The 15707-nt window shown below is 51.4% G+C and carries 17 protein-coding genes and 3 tRNA genes; 4 read left to right on the top strand and 16 right to left on the bottom strand.

Going from position 1 to position 15707, the window contains the following annotated elements; translation table 11 throughout:
- Positions 1-13: 13 nt before the first annotated feature.
- Positions 14-652 carry an RpiB/LacA/LacB family sugar-phosphate isomerase gene (locus tag ABLV66_RS09305; RefSeq protein ID WP_047045541.1) on the bottom strand — a complete coding sequence of 213 codons (639 nt, stop codon included), beginning with the start codon at positions 650-652 and terminating at the stop codon, positions 14-16.
- Between the two features lie 383 nt (positions 653-1035).
- Between ABLV66_RS09305 and ftnA the strand changes: the two genes are divergently transcribed.
- Positions 1036-1533: a non-heme ferritin gene (gene ftnA, locus ABLV66_RS09300; RefSeq protein WP_047045539.1), complete on the top strand. Its 498-nt coding sequence runs from the start codon at positions 1036-1038 to the stop codon at positions 1531-1533.
- Positions 1534-1566: 33 nt separating this feature from the next.
- Here ftnA and ABLV66_RS09295 read toward each other — a convergent pair whose 3' ends face one another.
- Positions 1567-1806 carry a YecH family metal-binding protein gene (locus ABLV66_RS09295; protein WP_047045536.1) on the bottom strand — a complete coding sequence of 80 codons (240 nt, stop codon included), beginning with the start codon at positions 1804-1806 and terminating at the stop codon, positions 1567-1569.
- Positions 1807-1999: 193 nt separating this feature from the next.
- On the opposite strand from ABLV66_RS09295, the gene tyrP reads away from it, so the two are divergent.
- The gene (gene tyrP, locus ABLV66_RS09290) at positions 2000-3211 is read left to right on the top strand and encodes a tyrosine transporter TyrP (protein ID WP_047045532.1); all 1212 of its coding nucleotides are present in this window, start codon (positions 2000-2002) and stop codon (positions 3209-3211) included.
- A 27-nt stretch (positions 3212-3238) separates the two neighbouring features.
- On the opposite strand, the gene ABLV66_RS09285 is transcribed toward tyrP, so the two are convergent.
- The 9 genes from ABLV66_RS09285 to uvrY all read right to left on the bottom strand — a co-directional run bounded on the left by ABLV66_RS09285 (position 3239) and on the right by uvrY (position 9386).
- A complete protein-coding gene (locus tag ABLV66_RS09285; RefSeq protein WP_047045528.1) occupies positions 3239-3907 on the bottom strand; it encodes a YecA/YgfB family protein in 669 nt (222 codons plus the stop codon).
- A 121-nt stretch (positions 3908-4028) separates the two neighbouring features.
- Positions 4029-4595, bottom strand: coding sequence for a DUF805 domain-containing protein (locus ABLV66_RS09280; RefSeq protein WP_045390263.1), 567 nt, complete (start codon positions 4593-4595; stop codon positions 4029-4031).
- A 149-nt stretch (positions 4596-4744) separates the two neighbouring features.
- A complete protein-coding gene (locus ABLV66_RS09275) occupies positions 4745-5629 on the bottom strand; it encodes a dihydrodipicolinate synthase family protein (protein WP_047045526.1) in 885 nt (294 codons plus the stop codon).
- A gap of 224 nt (positions 5630-5853) precedes the next feature.
- Positions 5854-5940: transfer RNA gene (locus tag ABLV66_RS09270), tRNA-Leu, on the bottom strand.
- Positions 5941-5953: 13 nt separating this feature from the next.
- Positions 5954-6027, bottom strand: a tRNA-Cys gene (locus ABLV66_RS09265).
- Positions 6028-6067: 40 nt separating this feature from the next.
- A tRNA-Gly gene (locus ABLV66_RS09260) sits at positions 6068-6143 on the bottom strand.
- Positions 6144-6294: 151 nt separating this feature from the next.
- Positions 6295-6843 carry a CDP-diacylglycerol--glycerol-3-phosphate 3-phosphatidyltransferase gene (pgsA, locus tag ABLV66_RS09255; protein WP_045390257.1) on the bottom strand — a complete coding sequence of 183 codons (549 nt, stop codon included), beginning with the start codon at positions 6841-6843 and terminating at the stop codon, positions 6295-6297.
- A 57-nt stretch (positions 6844-6900) separates the two neighbouring features.
- Entirely contained in the window at positions 6901-8733 is a 1833-nt protein-coding gene (gene uvrC, locus ABLV66_RS09250) for an excinuclease ABC subunit UvrC (RefSeq protein ID WP_047066799.1), read from the bottom strand.
- Positions 8730-9386, bottom strand: coding sequence for a UvrY/SirA/GacA family response regulator transcription factor (gene uvrY / locus ABLV66_RS09245; protein ID WP_015705978.1), 657 nt, complete (start codon positions 9384-9386; stop codon positions 8730-8732). Before uvrY ends, uvrC begins: the two co-directional genes overlap by 4 nt.
- 465 nt (positions 9387-9851) lie before the next feature.
- Here uvrY and ABLV66_RS09240 point away from each other — a divergent pair, with 465 nt between their 5' ends.
- Positions 9852-10076, top strand: coding sequence for a DUF2594 family protein (locus ABLV66_RS09240; RefSeq protein ID WP_015365908.1), 225 nt, complete (start codon positions 9852-9854; stop codon positions 10074-10076).
- Positions 10077-10144: 68 nt separating this feature from the next.
- Here the strand turns inward: ABLV66_RS09240 and sdiA are convergent, their stop codons facing one another.
- The gene (gene sdiA, locus ABLV66_RS09235) at positions 10145-10867 is read right to left on the bottom strand and encodes a quorum-sensing transcriptional regulator SdiA (protein ID WP_045390253.1); all 723 of its coding nucleotides are present in this window, start codon (positions 10865-10867) and stop codon (positions 10145-10147) included.
- Between the two features lie 145 nt (positions 10868-11012).
- On the opposite strand from sdiA, the gene ABLV66_RS09230 reads away from it, so the two are divergent.
- Positions 11013-12371 carry a CoA transferase gene (locus ABLV66_RS09230; RefSeq protein ID WP_348875959.1) on the top strand — a complete coding sequence of 453 codons (1359 nt, stop codon included), beginning with the start codon at positions 11013-11015 and terminating at the stop codon, positions 12369-12371.
- Positions 12372-12374: 3 nt separating this feature from the next.
- Here ABLV66_RS09230 and tcyN read toward each other — a convergent pair whose 3' ends face one another.
- The 4 genes from tcyN to tcyJ form a co-directional block, all read right to left on the bottom strand.
- Positions 12375-13127: an L-cystine ABC transporter ATP-binding protein TcyN gene (gene tcyN, locus ABLV66_RS09225; protein ID WP_045390250.1), complete on the bottom strand. Its 753-nt coding sequence runs from the start codon at positions 13125-13127 to the stop codon at positions 12375-12377.
- Entirely contained in the window at positions 13124-13792 is a 669-nt protein-coding gene (tcyL, locus tag ABLV66_RS09220) for a cystine ABC transporter permease (RefSeq protein ID WP_020078444.1), read from the bottom strand. The genes tcyN and tcyL overlap by 4 nt, the downstream gene beginning before the upstream one ends.
- A 15-nt stretch (positions 13793-13807) precedes the next feature.
- Entirely contained in the window at positions 13808-14794 is a 987-nt protein-coding gene (gene dcyD, locus ABLV66_RS09215; protein WP_045390247.1) for a D-cysteine desulfhydrase, read from the bottom strand.
- Positions 14795-14888: 94 nt separating this feature from the next.
- Entirely contained in the window at positions 14889-15689 is an 801-nt protein-coding gene (gene tcyJ / locus ABLV66_RS09210) for a cystine ABC transporter substrate-binding protein (RefSeq protein ID WP_045376245.1), read from the bottom strand.
- Positions 15690-15707: the final 18 nt, after the last annotated feature.

Raw genomic sequence — 15707 nt, 5'->3', positions numbered from 1 at the left:
TTGAAAAGCCCTATCAACCAATAATCTGGCGGACAAAAGCTTCGATTTCTTTATCCTGGCAGTTTTCGAAGAAGCATTGCTGGAACCGCGGCCCGGAAACGGCGGTTTTTACCAGTTCCGGATCGATCGCCCGCAGGGTATCAAGATAATTTTCTTTCACCACCGCCGCTTTCACTGTGTTGAGGATGCCCGCGTTGCGTACCTGCGGTTCTTTGCGCTCAGGCGGATAACCTTCGCCATTGCGGCCCGTAAAGGCCTTCTCGAAGATAAAGCGCACGTTCAACTCCGCCCCCCAGCCAAAGCCTTTAGCAAAAGGCAGCGACAACGCGTTACCGTTGTTGATTTGGGCAAACAGGAAGGCATCCGCAGGGTCAATACAATAACCACAGACCACCCCTGGATGAATATTCAATGACATCAACGCGCCCTGACCTGTGCCGCAACCGGTCACCACGAAATCGACCGCTTTAGCGTTCAGCAGGATGCTGGCCATGATCCCCAGATGAATGTAGGTCAGATGATGGTCCTGTTCATCACTCATTCCCACGTTGTAAACCGGAAAGCCTTTCTCATCAGCAACGGTTTTCAACTCGTTGAGAATGATGGCGTTTTTGCTGGCCTGGCTGTTTTCCATCATCAGTGCGATTTTCATGCTTCACTCTCCTGAAAGCTGTGCGGGAGCGGCCCGCGAGTTCATTAGCGTTATCAGGACTCTACTACTTCATAAATGCATTTTCAAACTTTATGAAAAGCTGTTTTATAAATTACGTAGCGCTTCACACTTTAAGATCCGAGGCCCACGTACCGCCACCTTTGCCTCTGCGCCTAACGATGAGTATGTTGTCGTTGGGCTATCACTGACAGAATAATTATTAAATTAAAAGCATTCTCATCCTTTAATATATTGCCAATGCGTTTTATTCCCATTTGCATTTTTAATAATTAAATTTTTTAATTTACTTTTTGCAAATAAATAACTAACAAATTATAGTGGCGCCACACTATGTTTTATTCTTTATTTCCGGAGTGGACGCCATGCTGAAAGCAGAAATGATCGAAAAACTTAATGAGCAAATGAATCTTGAGCTTTATTCTTCTTTGCTTTATCAGCAGATGAGCGCATGGTGCAGCTACCATAGCTTTGAAGGCGCCGCCGCGTTTCTCCGCCGCCACGCGCAGGAAGAAATGACGCACATGCAGCGCCTGTTTGACTATTTGACCGATACCGGTAGCCTGCCGCGCATTAATGCCATTAGCTCGCCGTTTGCCGAATATACTTCACTGGATGAACTCTTCCGCCAGACCTATGAACATGAACAGTTAATTACGCAAAAAATTAATGAACTGGCGCATGCGGCGATGACCAATCAGGATTACCCGACCTTTAATTTCCTGCAATGGTATGTTGCTGAGCAGCATGAAGAAGAGAAATTATTCAAATCTGTTATTGATAAACTGACTCTTGTCGGTAAGAGCGGTGAAGGCTTGTACTTTATCGATAAAGAACTGGCAACCCTCGATACACAAAACTAATTCCCGCTGCGGCGGCTGCTGGCCGCCGCGTGTTCAATGACGGCAGATTTTACTTTCGCTGGTATTGAAGCCCTCTTCCACCGCAATAAATTTACCTTTCCGCTGCAAAAAAGCCACCAGTTGCGCCGCATCCAGCCCCTGCGCCGAACAGGTGTGAAAGCGCGCATCAATACCAAATTGCGTCTTAATTGCCGCTTCGAGACTGGCAACGCTGTACGATTCGCCCGATGCGATCATCATCTGTAATACTTCATGACCGTGAATAGATGACATAGCTCCTCCTGTAAAAACGTGCAGCATATATGAGTCTGCGCCTGGCGGCTTTGCGCCAGCGCAGTGTTTTCTGCCCGCCAGAAGTGTAAAGTTTTAATTACACACAATGTAACCTTCATTTGACGAAATCACTCATTTCACATACTCTGCGCGGCATAATTATTTGTCCATTCATTCACAGATAGAGAAAAGCGTGAAGAACCGCACTCTGGGTAGTATTTTAATCGTTGCAGGCACCACAATTGGCGCCGGTATGTTGGCGATGCCGCTCGCTTCGGCGGGAGTGGGTTTTGGCGTCACCCTGGTATTACTGATCGCGCTGTGGGCGCTGATGTGCTATACCGCCCTGCTGCTGCTGGAAGTCTATCAACATGTCCCTGCGGATATGGGGTTAGGCTCACTGGCGGCGCGCTATCTCGGCCGCTACGGCCAATGGGTCACCGGTTTCTGTATGCTATTTCTGATGTATGCGCTAACAGCGGCCTACATCAGCGGCGCCGGGGAACTACTGGCCTCCAGTCTGAATCAGTGGCTAAACTGGAGCCTGCCGCCTTCTGCTGGCGTATTGCTCTTTACCGGCATTGGCGGCGCGGTGGTGTGCATCGGGACCTCGCTGGTCGATCTGTTTAACCGCTTTTTATTTAGCGCCAAAATTATCTTCCTTGCGGTGATGCTGGTGCTGCTGCTGCCGCATATTCACCAGATAAATCTCCTGACCCTGCCGTTACAGCAAGGCCTGGCGCTGTCCGCTATACCGGTGATTTTCACCTCGTTTGGTTTTCATGGCAGTATTCCAAGCATCGTTAGCTATCTGAATGGCGATATTCGTAAGCTGCGCCGCGTCTTTATCATCGGTAGCTTTATTCCGCTGGTCGCCTATATTTTCTGGCAACTCGCCACGCTTGGCAGCATCGACTCTCCGGCCTTTACCGCCGTGCTGGCGAAGAATTCCGGCCTGAACGGCCTGCTGGCAGCAATCCGCGATGTTGTCGCCTCGCCGCATGTAGAAGTGGCGGTACATCTGTTTGCCGACTTCGCGTTGGCCACGTCTTTCCTCGGCGTCGCATTGGGTTTGTTTGATTACCTGGCAGATTTGTTCCAGCGTAAAAACACGCCTGCAGGACGTATTCAGAGCGGCATCATCACTTTTCTGCCGCCGCTGGCGTTCGCCCTGTTTTATCCGCAAGGTTTCGTGATGGCGCTGGGATACGCCGGCGTGGCGCTCGCCGTACTGGCGCTGATGCTGCCATCATTGCTGGTGATGAAGAGCCGTAGACTGCACCCGAAGGCGACATGGCGTGTACCCGGCGGCTCGATAGCGCTGTGGCTGGTGTTGAGCTGTGGAGTGGCGATTGTGGTCATTCAATTCTGTATTGTGGCGGGATTATTACCCGCAGTCGGATAAACAACAGGGGCCATTTGGCCCCTGTTGTTATTTAGCTAAGCAACACTGCTTATACTTTTTGCCGCTACCGCAGGGACAAGGATCATTACGCCCCACCTTGGTCTCATTTCTTACCGGTTGCTGCACGGCCGTCGGCTGAGCGTTTTCCATCCAGTAATTATATAAAGCCAGCGCCGCGGGCTTAATACTATCAATGCTTTCGACAAATTCGTCAGCCGTCAGCGTATCGAGCGCTTCGAAGCGTTCTTCCGTTCCGTGTAGCGCAATGGCATCAAGCTGCGGCTGCAGTTCAGCGGGTAACGTCGACCAATCACTGAGAGCAACGCCACGCATGTAGCCGAAGCACCACTCTTCAACAATAGTCAGCTCCTGCCCTTCAAACTCACGGGTGCCGAACAGGGGATCAAACTGCTCCGGATAGTCAGCCAGGCGTTCGGCGATGTCGCTCATATGCTGCAGGGTCAGGTTGACGAAACGGTCGCGCTCGCGATCGTTAGCCCAGCGCGGTACGTTATCCGCTCCGCCCCAGATAGCCAGCAGCCACTGCGCTGGTTCAATTTCGCTCGGTCCGGATAAGATAGCCGTCAGCAGACCATCAAGTTCAGAGACATCAAGGATGGCGCCTTCGGTGGCATATTTCGACAGGATCTCATCCAGCCACTCGAGTTCGCTTTCGTTCAGGGGTCCGGTTTTCATTAACAGGCTCATGATGGTAGAAAAATGGCGCTTACAGTAGCGAAAACGGGAGGAGAAAACCACCCGCTCTCACTATCACAGGTGAATTTATTAACGCCGGGCAGGCCCGGCGGAGAATCAGTTACATATCTTTAATGATATTAGCACGCATCACTTCGTATTCACTTGCGCTAATGACGCCGTCATCAAGCATTTTCTTAGCTTGCGCCAGCCGATCTCTAACATCATCCGCGGCAGAACTCTTACCCATCGTGTTACCACCGACATTGTCGTCGTTCTGTTCATCGCCAAAGCGGTTGCTGCCAATGGTGCCACGGGTGAAAATCATCCAAATCGACATCACCAATGCGGCCAGGCCGCCCAGCGCAATCACCCATACCCATACTGCGGCTCTACCCTCTTCGACGGTGGCGGCAATACCAATCAGGCCGATTAGCATAATGCCGTACGGCGCCAGCAACCACCAACCGGACTTATTGAGATCGTGCAGACGGCGCACCGCAACCGCGATCCCCGGAATGATAATGATTAACCCGAAGATACCGCCAACGACAGGAATCAATCCCAGGATCGCGGACAAAATAAAGTTAGCAATGGTAAAAACCACATATTCCTGGCGCGCGGAGCGGCCGCGGAACGTAGCGTATTTTCGAAAACAGTTCCCGTAGCTTTCAAGCAACGTGGCCATAAGATCCCTCATATATAATTATCATTGCCATTAAGGCTTCACATACCCAAAAGATATCAATACAGCGTTAACATTAACGCCAGTGATATATTACCTTAAATAGTTTGTGAATTTCCTGATAAAAATAGGTAAGGGAAACGCAGTTAACTTCAGCGTAGACCCAGCTTATCCATAACCGATTTAACTTCGTTAATGGCCTCCGCGGAGAGTGAGACCAAAGGTCGTGGTAAACACTCTACTTCGGTCAGTTCGAGAATAGAGGCGGCGGCGGCAATCACTTTCAGACTGCCGTGCAGTCTAAACAATGCCCATAATGGCTCCAGACGCTCGCTTAATACCGATGCCAGCTGCCGATCGCCGCTCAGCGCTGCCGCGGTAATATTTTGGGCAATTTCCGGGAACAGGCCACCGCAAACTGAATACCACAAGTTACAGCCGGCGTTTAACCCTGCAGCGGCAAATGCGTCGCCGCTGACGCCAATACTGACTCGCTGCGGCACGAGCTGACGAAGCGTAGCGACTCTGACACCAACCTGATCATCCGGCAAACCGGGGATCTTTATTGATGCAATATTAGCTAACGAGGCAATACGCTCAACAAGCGCATCAGAAAAGATCCTGTGGGTGGTACGCGGGTTATCATAAATGCAAATGGGTACCGACACATGGCGATCAACCGTCTGGAACAGGGTGAACACCTCGTCATCCGCCAGAGGCTGGTAATTCAACACTGGTAGCAGCAACGCGTCCGCCCCCGCCTGCTGAGCATCCTCTGCAAGACGTAAAATAGTATCCGTCGCCATCGCACCTATCCCGACCATCATCGGGATCCCTTGCGTATGCTGCTTTGCCGCCAACACAACCGTTTTGCGCTGCTCGCGGTTCAAATAGGCATAGCTGCCGGTCGAGCCCAGGATGCCCAGAGAATCAACTCGCGCCGAAACCAGACGATCGATAATTTTTATCAGCGCGCGGCTATCTACTTCATTGTCGCGCAGCGGCGTCAGTGGAAAAGCACACAATCCGGTAAACATATTTCCCCTACTCCTGTTGCCTGGTTCGAAAATCCCATTAAGCGTAGCAAGCACCGCAGGTTTTGTCATAGGACAAATAACGCTATAGCGCTGTGAGTCTATCTCAGCGGGTGGGGGAGGATGTCAGAAATGATGTCAGGAAATGACGCTTCAGAAATGAAAAAACCACCCGGAGGTGGTTTCACGACACTGCTTATTGCTTTGATTATTCTACTTTATCCCAATGGTACCCGGAGTGGGACTTGAACCCACACAGCGCGAACGCCGAGGGATTTTAAATCCCTTGTGTCTACCGATTCCACCATCCGGGCTCGGGATATAAAGTGGAGGCGCGTTCCGGAGTCGAACCGGACTAGACGGATTTGCAATCCGCTACATAACCGCTTTGCTAACGCGCCTTTAATACTTAAACACCCGCTACTGCCGATGCTTTTAATTTGGAGCGGGAAACGAGACTCGAACTCGCGACCCCGACCTTGGCAAGGTCGTGCTCTACCAACTGAGCTATTCCCGCATCATCAAGTAGATTAGCTAATCACTTGATTTTGTTATCGTCTGGAAGACTGTGCCGCCGTTCGATGCGTTGCATTCTACTTATCTCACGCGGTGAGTCAACGGTATTTTTCGCAACTTCGTCTCGTTTGCTGAAATTTGCGTCGAAACGATCACTGTTCAAGCAAATCGCCGCGCGCAGCGTTCAAATATTGTAGCATTGACCACAGCGTCAACACCGCAGCAACCATGAACAGAACGATACCAGCCCATTCCACCCACATATTCGGCCGCCACAGCATCCAGACCAGCGCCGCCATCTGGGCTGTCGTTTTCACTTTACCAATCCATGATACGGCTACGCTGCTGCGTTTACCCAGCTCTGCCATCCACTCACGAAGTGCAGAAATAATAATTTCACGTGCGATCATCGTCGCTGCCGGCAATGTCACCCACCAGGTATGATAGTGCTCGGCGACCAGCACCATGGCAATCGCCACCATCACTTTATCCGCGACTGGATCAAGGAAGGCGCCAAAACGCGTGCTTTGGTTCCAGCGACGCGCCAGATAACCATCGAACCAGTCGGTAACGGCAGCAACAAAGAAAATTAACGCGCAGACGAAAGGCGCCCAGCTAAAAGGCAGATAGAACGCCAGCACGAAAAACGGTATCAAAATAACGCGAAACAGAGTGAGCAACGTAGGAATATTAAATTGCATGGTAACAGGTAACTATATGTTGTAAGTGTAAATTAGCCCTATGGTGCTACAGAGCCCCTAATGTTTCAACGAGTAGAAGATCTTTTCTGCCAGTCCGTGAGATATCCCCGGTACTTGCGCAATTTCTTCTACACTGGCTTTCTGCAAACCCTGCAGACCACCCATATATTTCAACAACATCTGTCGGCGTTTTGGACCAACGCCGTCGATCGTTTCAAGAGAACTGGTACTTTTCACTTTTGCCCGTTTTTTACGGTGCCCAGAGATAGCATGATCGTGCGACTCATCGCGAATGTGCTGGATAACATGTAAAGCAGGAGAATCCGGCGGCAGACTAAACCCCTCGCCTTCAGGTTCAAAGAATAATGTCTCCAGTCCGGCTTTACGATCGCTCCCCTTTGCTACTCCCAGCAGCAGCGGATGATTTTTGTCCCACGGTACATCCAGTTCGGCAAATACGGTTTTGGCCTGGCCAAGCTGGCCTTTACCGCCGTCGATCAGGATGACGTCCGGGATTTTGCTCTCTTCAATGGCTTTACCATAGCGGCGACGCAATACCTGATTCATTGCCGCGTAATCATCGCCAGGCGTAATACCGGTAATATTGTAGCGGCGGTATTCCGCCCGCAGCGGACCATTGCTATCAAACACCACGCAGGAAGCGACGGTTTGCTCCCCCATGGTATGGCTGATATCAAAACACTCCATCCGCTTCACCGCAGGCAGTTTCAGTAACGTCGCCAGGGCCTGCAGACGCTGGCTGACCGTTGATTGCTGCGACAGTCTGGTGGTAAGCGCGACAGCGGCGTTGGTACGCGCCAGCTTCAAATAGCGCGCGCGATCGCCGCGGGGTTTGGTCTGCACATTCACCCGACGACCGGCAAGCTCGGAAAGCGAATCGGCAAGCAGGGTTTTATCGCCAAGGTTGAAATCGAGCAATATTTCCCCCGGCAGTGTTCGCATCTGGCTACCCTGCAGGTAGAACTGGCCTACGAAGGTTTCCACTACCTCCCCCAACTCAGTGCCACCCGGAACTTTCGGGAAATAACTGCGGCTACCGAGTACCTTACCCTGACGAATAAAAAGCACATGCACACAGGCCATTCCGGCATCAAACGCCACGCCAATCACATCCAGGTCGTCGCCAGTATTGGAAACAAACTGTTTCTCCGTCACCCGACGTACCGCCTGAATCTGATCGCGGATACGGGCGGCTTCTTCAAATTCAAGCGCCTGACTGGCCTTTTCCATACGGGCAATTAGCTGGGTCAATACCTGATCGTCCTTGCCAGCAAGGAACAGGCGCACATATTCCACCTGCTGTTCGTACTCTTCTTCACTCACCAACCCGGCGACGCATGGCCCTAAACAACGACCAATTTGATATTGCAGACAGGGACGCGAACGGTTGCGATAGACGCTGTTTTCACACTGGCGAATGGGGAAGATTTTTTGCAGCAGCGCGAGCGTCTCGCGGACGGCATAACCGTTAGGGAACGGGCCAAAATATTCGCCTTTGGCGTGTTTAGCGCCGCGGTGCATCGCCAGTCGTGGATGGGTGTCGCCGCTGAGAAAAATAAAAGGATAGGATTTATCGTCGCGCAACAGCACGTTGTAACGTGGCTGGTACAGCTTAATATAGTTATGCTCAAGCAGTAGCGCTTCCGTTTCGGTATGAGTAACGGTTACGTCAATTTGCGCGATCAACGCCACCAGAGCCTCGGTTTTACGCGAAGCCAGGTTGCTGCGAAAATAGCTGCTAAGCCGCTTTTTCAGATCTTTGGCTTTACCAACATAAATGACGGTACCGCCGGCATCATACATACGATAAACGCCCGGTTGGCTGGTAACCGTCTTGAGGAAAGCTTTTGCGTCAAAAACATCACTCACTGACTTGCTAACGACTCCGCATTGCACAGGCCATGGCGAATTGCCAGGTGAGTAAGCTCCACGTCGCCATGAATGTTTAGTTTACTGAACATTCGGTAACGATAGCTATTCACCGTCTTGGGACTCAGGTTTAACTGTTCTGAGATCTCATTGACCTTTTGGCCCTTGGTGATCATCAGCATAATCTGCAATTCGCGTTCAGACAAACTGGCAAACGGCGATTCCGTTTTTTCCGGTTCAATCTGACTGAGCGCCATCTGTTGGGCAATATCGGAAGCGATATAACGCTGACCCGAAGCAACGCAACGAATCGCATTTACCACTTCCTGCGGGGCTGCGCCTTTGCTTAAGTAACCGGCGGCGCCAGCTTGCATAACCTTCGCAGGCAGCGGATTCTCAGTATGCACGGTCAACATGATCACTTTGGTATCGACAATAGAGCGCGCAATTTTACGCGTCGCTTCAAGCCCCCCGATACCCGGCATGTTCATATCCATCAGGACGACGTCCACAGGATTCGCACGGCACCACTTCACGGCATCCTCGCCGCAGCAGGCCTCACCGACAACTTTAATCCCTTTTATATCTTCCAGAATGCGTCGTATCCCTGCGCGCACTAGTTCGTGGTCATCAACAAGAAGTACGTTGATCAAAGGAATAATCTCCAGAATTAGGGATAACGCTACTGATAGTTTATCTCACATATATTACCGGGTTTTATCGTAACTTTAAAAGCCCAAAAAGTGTCCTGGAGAAGATTTCTATCCCATTTATGGCAATTTGTCTCCACACCAGGTGGAAACCTATACAGAACATATAGTTGGATTATGTTTCTTTTTTAACATTCCCCCTACAGAAGGAGCAAAAAAAGCAACAGAACAGCTCGCGGATAAATACGGTTCGAAGGATGTAACAATAATTAACTTCTCCCAAAAACAGCGGCAAAAATTAACGACGACCGTTAAGATGAACAGATATTATTCAGTAAATTTAACCGCTCAGCGCCCGAAACCTGGAACACAAATCACGCGCTCCTTTTTTTTCTACTGCTTGTGGTATACTGCGCCGCCTTAACATTTAGTATTGCGCAACAGCGCCGATAGCAAACGAGGATATCGATGAGCACACCAGATTTTTCCACTGCAGAAAATAATCAACAACTGGCGCAGGAGGTCTCCTGCCTGAAAGCGCTACTGACGCTAATGCTTCAGGCTATGGGCCAGGCGGACGCAGGCCGCGTGATTATTAAAATGGAAAAACAAATCGCGCAGATGGAAGATGAGGCTCAGGCTGCCGTATTCTCCAGCACCGTTAAGCAAATTAAACAAGCTTACCGTCAGTAAGAAAGGACCGGCTGAAAGTTATCACTGACAGCCGGTTTCACGTCTGACACGCAGAACGAACGATTCGCTCAAATTAATCCTGTTGCGACGGCATAACAGGCGATTTGCGTTTTGTTGGGCGCGTTAAATTTGCGCTGCATATTCTTCTGATGAAAATTGACCGTATTTTCTGAAATAGACAATATCATCGCCACCTCGGCGGAAGTTTTCCCTTCTGCGGTCCATTTGAGAATCTCCAGTTCGCGTCGGCTAAACTTCATCTCCGGCGGCATTACCATCTCATCCTCCAGCCGCAACAGCGCCAGCAGGCTGAGTTCGGTGAGCGTTCTCAGGCGCAATTCTAATTCGTCCTCCTGATAAGAACCCGGTTGCGCATTTTTCGCGGAAACCGATAAGAAGCCCAACGCATGATTTGGCAAGGTAAGACACTGCGTCACACCTTTATTTAAACCATGATCGCGCGCGCCATTCCATAATTCCGGCGTATCGCAAAAGAGCTGGTCATTCCACGGCAAATGTCCACGGAGAAAATTTTCTCTGCGCAATACCGGGTCAACAGCAAAATAATTCTCCGCCTGATAATGAGACATCCAGGCCTGAGGATAAGTTGATTGCAGCGTGAGTTTCGGACGCGTAAAAGGCACCGGATGGCGCACACAAAGTGCGTAGTAGTCGTATTCCAGCGCCTCTGTTTGTTGCTGGAGCAGGTTATAAACCGAATCCCCATCATGAGTTGACTGGAATTGTTGCAGCATTTCCCGCCGCCAGCTGAAAAAATCAATGTCCCTCATAACCTACCAAATAACCCCTGATTGATAATCATTATTATAAATACATAAAACTAACACATAAATCTTATTTATATGTATAAAATAACGTAGCCATCGCATTATTCGATTTTCGCTGACGATTATTTATCGAACTCTGGAGGAAAATATGCTCTCGCCGTCCTCGTCTATGCAGCTCTTTTCCCGGATGTGGCAAGACTTTAGCGCAAGCCCTGTCCCGCCAATCGAGTTCCGCCACCCAGGGGCTTTATCTTCTTGTTTTGCTGTCAGTGATTTTGCTGCCGCCTCAATGGGGATCGCCGCCGCTTACCTTGCCCGCTTGTGCTCATCATCCGCCACGCCAAGAGTGGATCGTCGGCTCGCGTCATATTGGTTTTCAGCCAGCGCCAAGCCGCACAATCGCCCAATACAGCAGCTTTGGGATCCATTAGCGGGAGATTATCAAACGGAAGATGGATGGATCCGACTGCATACGAATGCCGCCCATCACAGAATCGCCGTGGCGCAGATTCTGGGGCAACATGCGACGCGGCAAATGCTGGCTCAACAAGTTCGTCAATGGCGCTCGCATGCGTTGGAACAAGCGGTGGTGGAAAATGGCGGTTGCGCGGCGGCGATGCGCAGCGCGGAAGAGTGGCGAGCCCATCCGCAAGGCATCGCCGTCAGCCGGCAGCCGCTGCTGATAGAAGCAGATTTACCGCCGGGACCGTCGGTTGTTTGGCCTCTCTCCTCCTCCCGTCCTTTGTCAGGAATCAGGATACTGGATTTAACCCGGATTATTGCTGGCCCAGTCGCAACACGTTTTCTCGCGGGATTAGGCGCTGATGTATTACGTATCGATCCGGTCGACTGGCATGAACCCACGCTCGAAGAAGAGATTACGCTGGGTAAGCGCTGCGCCCGATTGAATATAAAAAAACAAATCGATAAGCAACATTTAATCACGTTACTCTCGCAAGCCGACGTCATTGTTCACGGTTACCGCGCTGACGCGTTGGATGCGCTAGGCCTTGATTGTCATACCAGAGCCGCTTTATCGCCGGGAATTGTTGATGTTTCATTGAATGCCTGGGGATGGGAGGGTCCATGGAGAAACCGACGTGGTTTCGACAGTCTGGTGCAAATGGCCTGTGGTATCGCTCATGCCGGTCAACGCTGGCGCGACGCGGATAAACCAATCCCGCTTCCGGTACAAGCCTTAGACCACGCGACGGGGTATCTGATGGCTGCTGCGGTATTAAAAGGGATAGGACAACGCATAGAGAGCGGCAAAGGTTATCGTGCGCGGCTGTCATTGGCGCGCGTCGCCGCCACCCTGATGGAGTGGCCAGGCGCACGGCATGAGATGCCTTTCGCGCCGCTGCAACGTCGTGATTTTCAACCTGCGATGGAGTGGTCGACATTTGGTCTGGCTGAACGGCTCACATTTCCCATCCGCCTGTCGGGTACGCCCATTATCTGGTCACGACCGCCCTGCCGTTTAGGGTCGGCCGCGCCAGAATGGTAACATTTACTGCATTAAAAATTTCTCAAGGAACTGACGCGTCCGCGGCTGCTGAGGATTAGCAAATAGCTCTCTGGCCTTACCTTGTTCGACGATACGTCCCTGATCCATGAAAATGGCGCGGTCGGCGACATCACGAGCGAAGCTCATCTCATGGGTCACAATAACCATGGTACGTTTCTCCTGCGCCAGCTGGCGTATGGTGTTGAGCACCTCGCCCACCAACTCAGGATCCAATGCAGAAGTCGGCTCATCAAAAAGGATAACGTCCGGGCGCATTGCTAACGCGCGGGCAATTGCCACACGCTGCTGCTGCCCACCGGATAAACGACGCGGATAGCTATTCTCTTTTCCCGACAACCCCACCTTTGCCAGCAGCTCACGCGCCAGAGAAATGGCCTCGTTCTTATCTTCGCCTTTTACGATAACCGGCCCTTCAATAATATTTTCCAGCACCGTACGATGCGGAAACAGATTGAAGTTCTGAAACACAAAGCCAACATGCTGACGCAGGCGGCGGATCAACCCTTTTTGCTGGCTAATACTACGCGACGTATCGATAGTCACATCACCCACGCGAATGGTACCGCTTTCGGGGTGCTCAAGCAGGTTAATGCTGCGCAACAGCGTGGTTTTACCGGAGCCGCTAGGACCGATAATTGCCACCACTTCCCCTTCCTGAACCTCGAGATCGATACCGTGCAGCACGGTCTGCCCGTGGAATTTCTTCACCAGTTTTTTGACTTCAATCGCACTCATTTTGGATCACGCTCCTGGCGATTCAGCTGATTTTCAAAATAATTCTGCAAGGTTGAGAGTACGGTCGCCATCACCCAATAGATCAGCGAGGCGGCCAGATACATCGTAAAGACCTCCAGCGTACGCGAGGTAATTAACTGCGCCTGACGGAACAGTTCGGGTACCTGAATCGTCGCCGCCAGCGAAGTATCTTTGACGAGGCTGATAAAGCTGTTAGAGAGCGGCGGCAGCGCCACGCGGGCAGCCTGGGGTAAAATAGCCCGTCGTAAGGTCTGCCACGGCGTCATACCGATACTCGCTGCCGCTTCCCACTGCCCTTTATCTATAGAGGCAATTGCCGCTCGCAACGTTTCCGCCGCATAGGCCGCGGTATTCAACGACAGGCCAATCATCGCCGCCGGAATAGGATCCAACTCAATGCCGAACTGCGGCAGACCGTAATAGATCATAAACAGTTGAGCAATCAACGGAGTTCCGCGGAAAATGGAGATATACATCCGCGCCAGCCATCTTATCGGCCAGATTGACGACATGCGCATCAGTGCGAGGATAAAGCCCAGCAGCAGACCAAAGAACATGCCGCCGATGCTCAGTTGTAACGTAAAAACCGCGCCCTTTAACAGGTATGGTGCGGAATCAATGACCAGTTGGATACTTTCGTGCATTCTATTAATTCTGCATTAAACGTGCGGATGATAAGCAAACAGCGCTGGTGCGCCGCCAGTATGGATAAACAGAATCGGCCCCTCATCCTTAAAGCGATTCTGATTAATGCCGTCAATCAGACCGGCCATAGCCTTGCCGGTGTAGACGGGATCCAGCAGGATACCTTCCAGCTGCGCCAGTAGTTTCACCGCTTCCAGGCCTTCTTCATTGGGCGTACCGTATCCGGGAGCGAAATAATCATCCCACAAGGTAATTTCCGCTTTGGCCTGTAATTCAAGGCTATTCGCAACGGCTTGCTGCAGCGCAACCACTTTCGGCAACTGGTCGGCAACGCTACGTGACACGGTCACCCCAATTAATTCTGCGTTCGGCATTAGCTGTTCCAGGCCAACGGCTAGCCCTGCGTGAGTACCCGCACTACCGGAGGCGACCACTACCGAGGAGATCTCCACCGCCCCTTCACACTGCTGGGCGATTTCCAGCGCGCTTTCGACATACCCCAACGCGCCAAGGGCGTTAGAACCGCCAACCGGAATGACATAAGGGCGATATCCCTGCGCTTCAATACGAGTCGCCAGCTCCTCAAGCTGCGCGTTAGGATCGGTCAATGCATCGCACATCTCGACCTGAGTATTGAACAGATCCAGCAGCAGGCGGTTACCGTTGGTCAGATAATTTTCAGCACGAGTGCCTATCGGATTTTCCAACAGCGCGACGCAGTGCAGACCCAGTTTCGCGGCGACGGCCGCCGTCTGACGCACATGGTTGGACTGAATGGCTCCAGCGGTAATCAGCGTATCAGCGCCCTCGCGCAGCGCATCAGCGGCAAGAAATTCCAGCTTGCGCAGTTTATTTCCGCCCATCGCCATGGGGGTAACATCATCACGTTTAATAAATATATCCCGCCCGAGATGATCGGACAGGCGCGGTAGATATTCGAGCGGCGTCGGCGCGCCAATAAATTCCAGGCGCGGAAAACGCGTTAAATTTTGTAGTGACATGGCACCTCCAGACTCAGTTATCCTTATTATGCACGCAGTTGCGTGCGAAATAAAAAAAGGCGCCATTATCAGCGCCTTTTTTCATCTGCAGACGTTACTTAGTGACGTCAGCACCAAACCATTTTTCTGAAAGCGCCTTCAGGCTGCCATCTTTCTGCATATCGGCAATGGCGGTGTCCACCGCTTTCAGCAGATCTTCATTACCTTTACGCAACGCCACGCCGGATTCCTGACGGGAGAATGCTTCACCGGTTACGGCCAGGGTATTGTTGGTTTTCTTCACTAAATCCAACGCTGCCAGGCGATCGACCAGAATAGCGTCAATACGGCCTACGCGCAGGTCCTGATATTTTGTCGGGTCATCATCGTAGGTACGAATATCAACGCCCTGTACATTCTGGCGCAGCCACTCTTCATAATTGGTGCCCAGGCCAACGCCGACTTTTTTGCCTTTCAGGTCCGCTGCGGTTTTAATCACGCCTTCGTTACCCTTTTTCACCAGCGCCTGAATACCAGAAATAGTATACGGGGTGGAGAAGTCGTATTTTTTCTTACGCTGGTCGGAAATAGTGACCTGGTTAATCACCACATCAATTCGTTTGGAATCAAGTGAAGCCAGCATACCGTCCCATTTAGTAGGTTTGAGGTCCGCTTTCACACCGATGTGTTTCGCCAGCTCATTGGCAAACTCAACTTCAAAACCGGTCAGTTTGCCATCATCACCTTGATAACTAAATGGCGGGTATGTGCCCTCCAGGCCAACGCGCAGCGTGCCGCGCTCTTTGACCTGATTAAGCAGATTTTCAGCGGCGAAAGTTTTCACGCTCACACCAGCCATCAATGCTACGGCCATTGCGCCCATCAGCGCCTGACGACCCAGAAGTGCTAGTTTCATAGATACCCCGAATATGAT

Origin of the sequence: Klebsiella sp. CN_Kp073 (genome assembly GCF_040065495.2) — a bacterium.
Taxonomy (GTDB): Bacteria; Pseudomonadota; Gammaproteobacteria; order Enterobacterales; family Enterobacteriaceae; genus Klebsiella; species Klebsiella aerogenes.
The sequence above is the reverse complement of the archived record's forward strand: the minus strand, read 5'-3'. Positions and strand labels throughout refer to the sequence as shown.

Coding starts and splice junctions, on each gene's coding strand:
- ABLV66_RS09305 (WP_047045541.1), bottom strand. CDS start 652: ATGAAAATCGCACTGATGATGGAAAACAGCCAGGCCAGCAAAAACGCC.
- ftnA (WP_047045539.1), top strand. CDS start 1,036: ATGCTGAAAGCAGAAATGATCGAAAAACTTAATGAGCAAATGAATCTT.
- ABLV66_RS09295 (WP_047045536.1), bottom strand. CDS start 1,806: ATGTCATCTATTCACGGTCATGAAGTATTACAGATGATGATCGCATCG.
- ABLV66_RS09285 (WP_047045528.1), bottom strand. CDS start 3,907: ATGAAAACCGGACCCCTGAACGAAAGCGAACTCGAGTGGCTGGATGAG.
- ABLV66_RS09280 (WP_045390263.1), bottom strand. CDS start 4,595: ATGGCCACGTTGCTTGAAAGCTACGGGAACTGTTTTCGAAAATACGCT.
- ABLV66_RS09275 (WP_047045526.1), bottom strand. CDS start 5,629: ATGTTTACCGGATTGTGTGCTTTTCCACTGACGCCGCTGCGCGACAAT.
- pgsA (WP_045390257.1), bottom strand. CDS start 6,843: ATGCAATTTAATATTCCTACGTTGCTCACTCTGTTTCGCGTTATTTTG.
- ABLV66_RS09240 (WP_015365908.1), top strand. CDS start 9,852: ATGAGCACACCAGATTTTTCCACTGCAGAAAATAATCAACAACTGGCG.
- sdiA (WP_045390253.1), bottom strand. CDS start 10,867: ATGAGGGACATTGATTTTTTCAGCTGGCGGCGGGAAATGCTGCAACAA.
- ABLV66_RS09230 (WP_348875959.1), top strand. CDS start 11,013: ATGCTCTCGCCGTCCTCGTCTATGCAGCTCTTTTCCCGGATGTGGCAA.
- tcyN (WP_045390250.1), bottom strand. CDS start 13,127: ATGAGTGCGATTGAAGTCAAAAAACTGGTGAAGAAATTCCACGGGCAG.
- tcyL (WP_020078444.1), bottom strand. CDS start 13,792: ATGCACGAAAGTATCCAACTGGTCATTGATTCCGCACCATACCTGTTA.
- dcyD (WP_045390247.1), bottom strand. CDS start 14,794: ATGTCACTACAAAATTTAACGCGTTTTCCGCGCCTGGAATTTATTGGC.
- tcyJ (WP_045376245.1), bottom strand. CDS start 15,689: ATGAAACTAGCACTTCTGGGTCGTCAGGCGCTGATGGGCGCAATGGCC.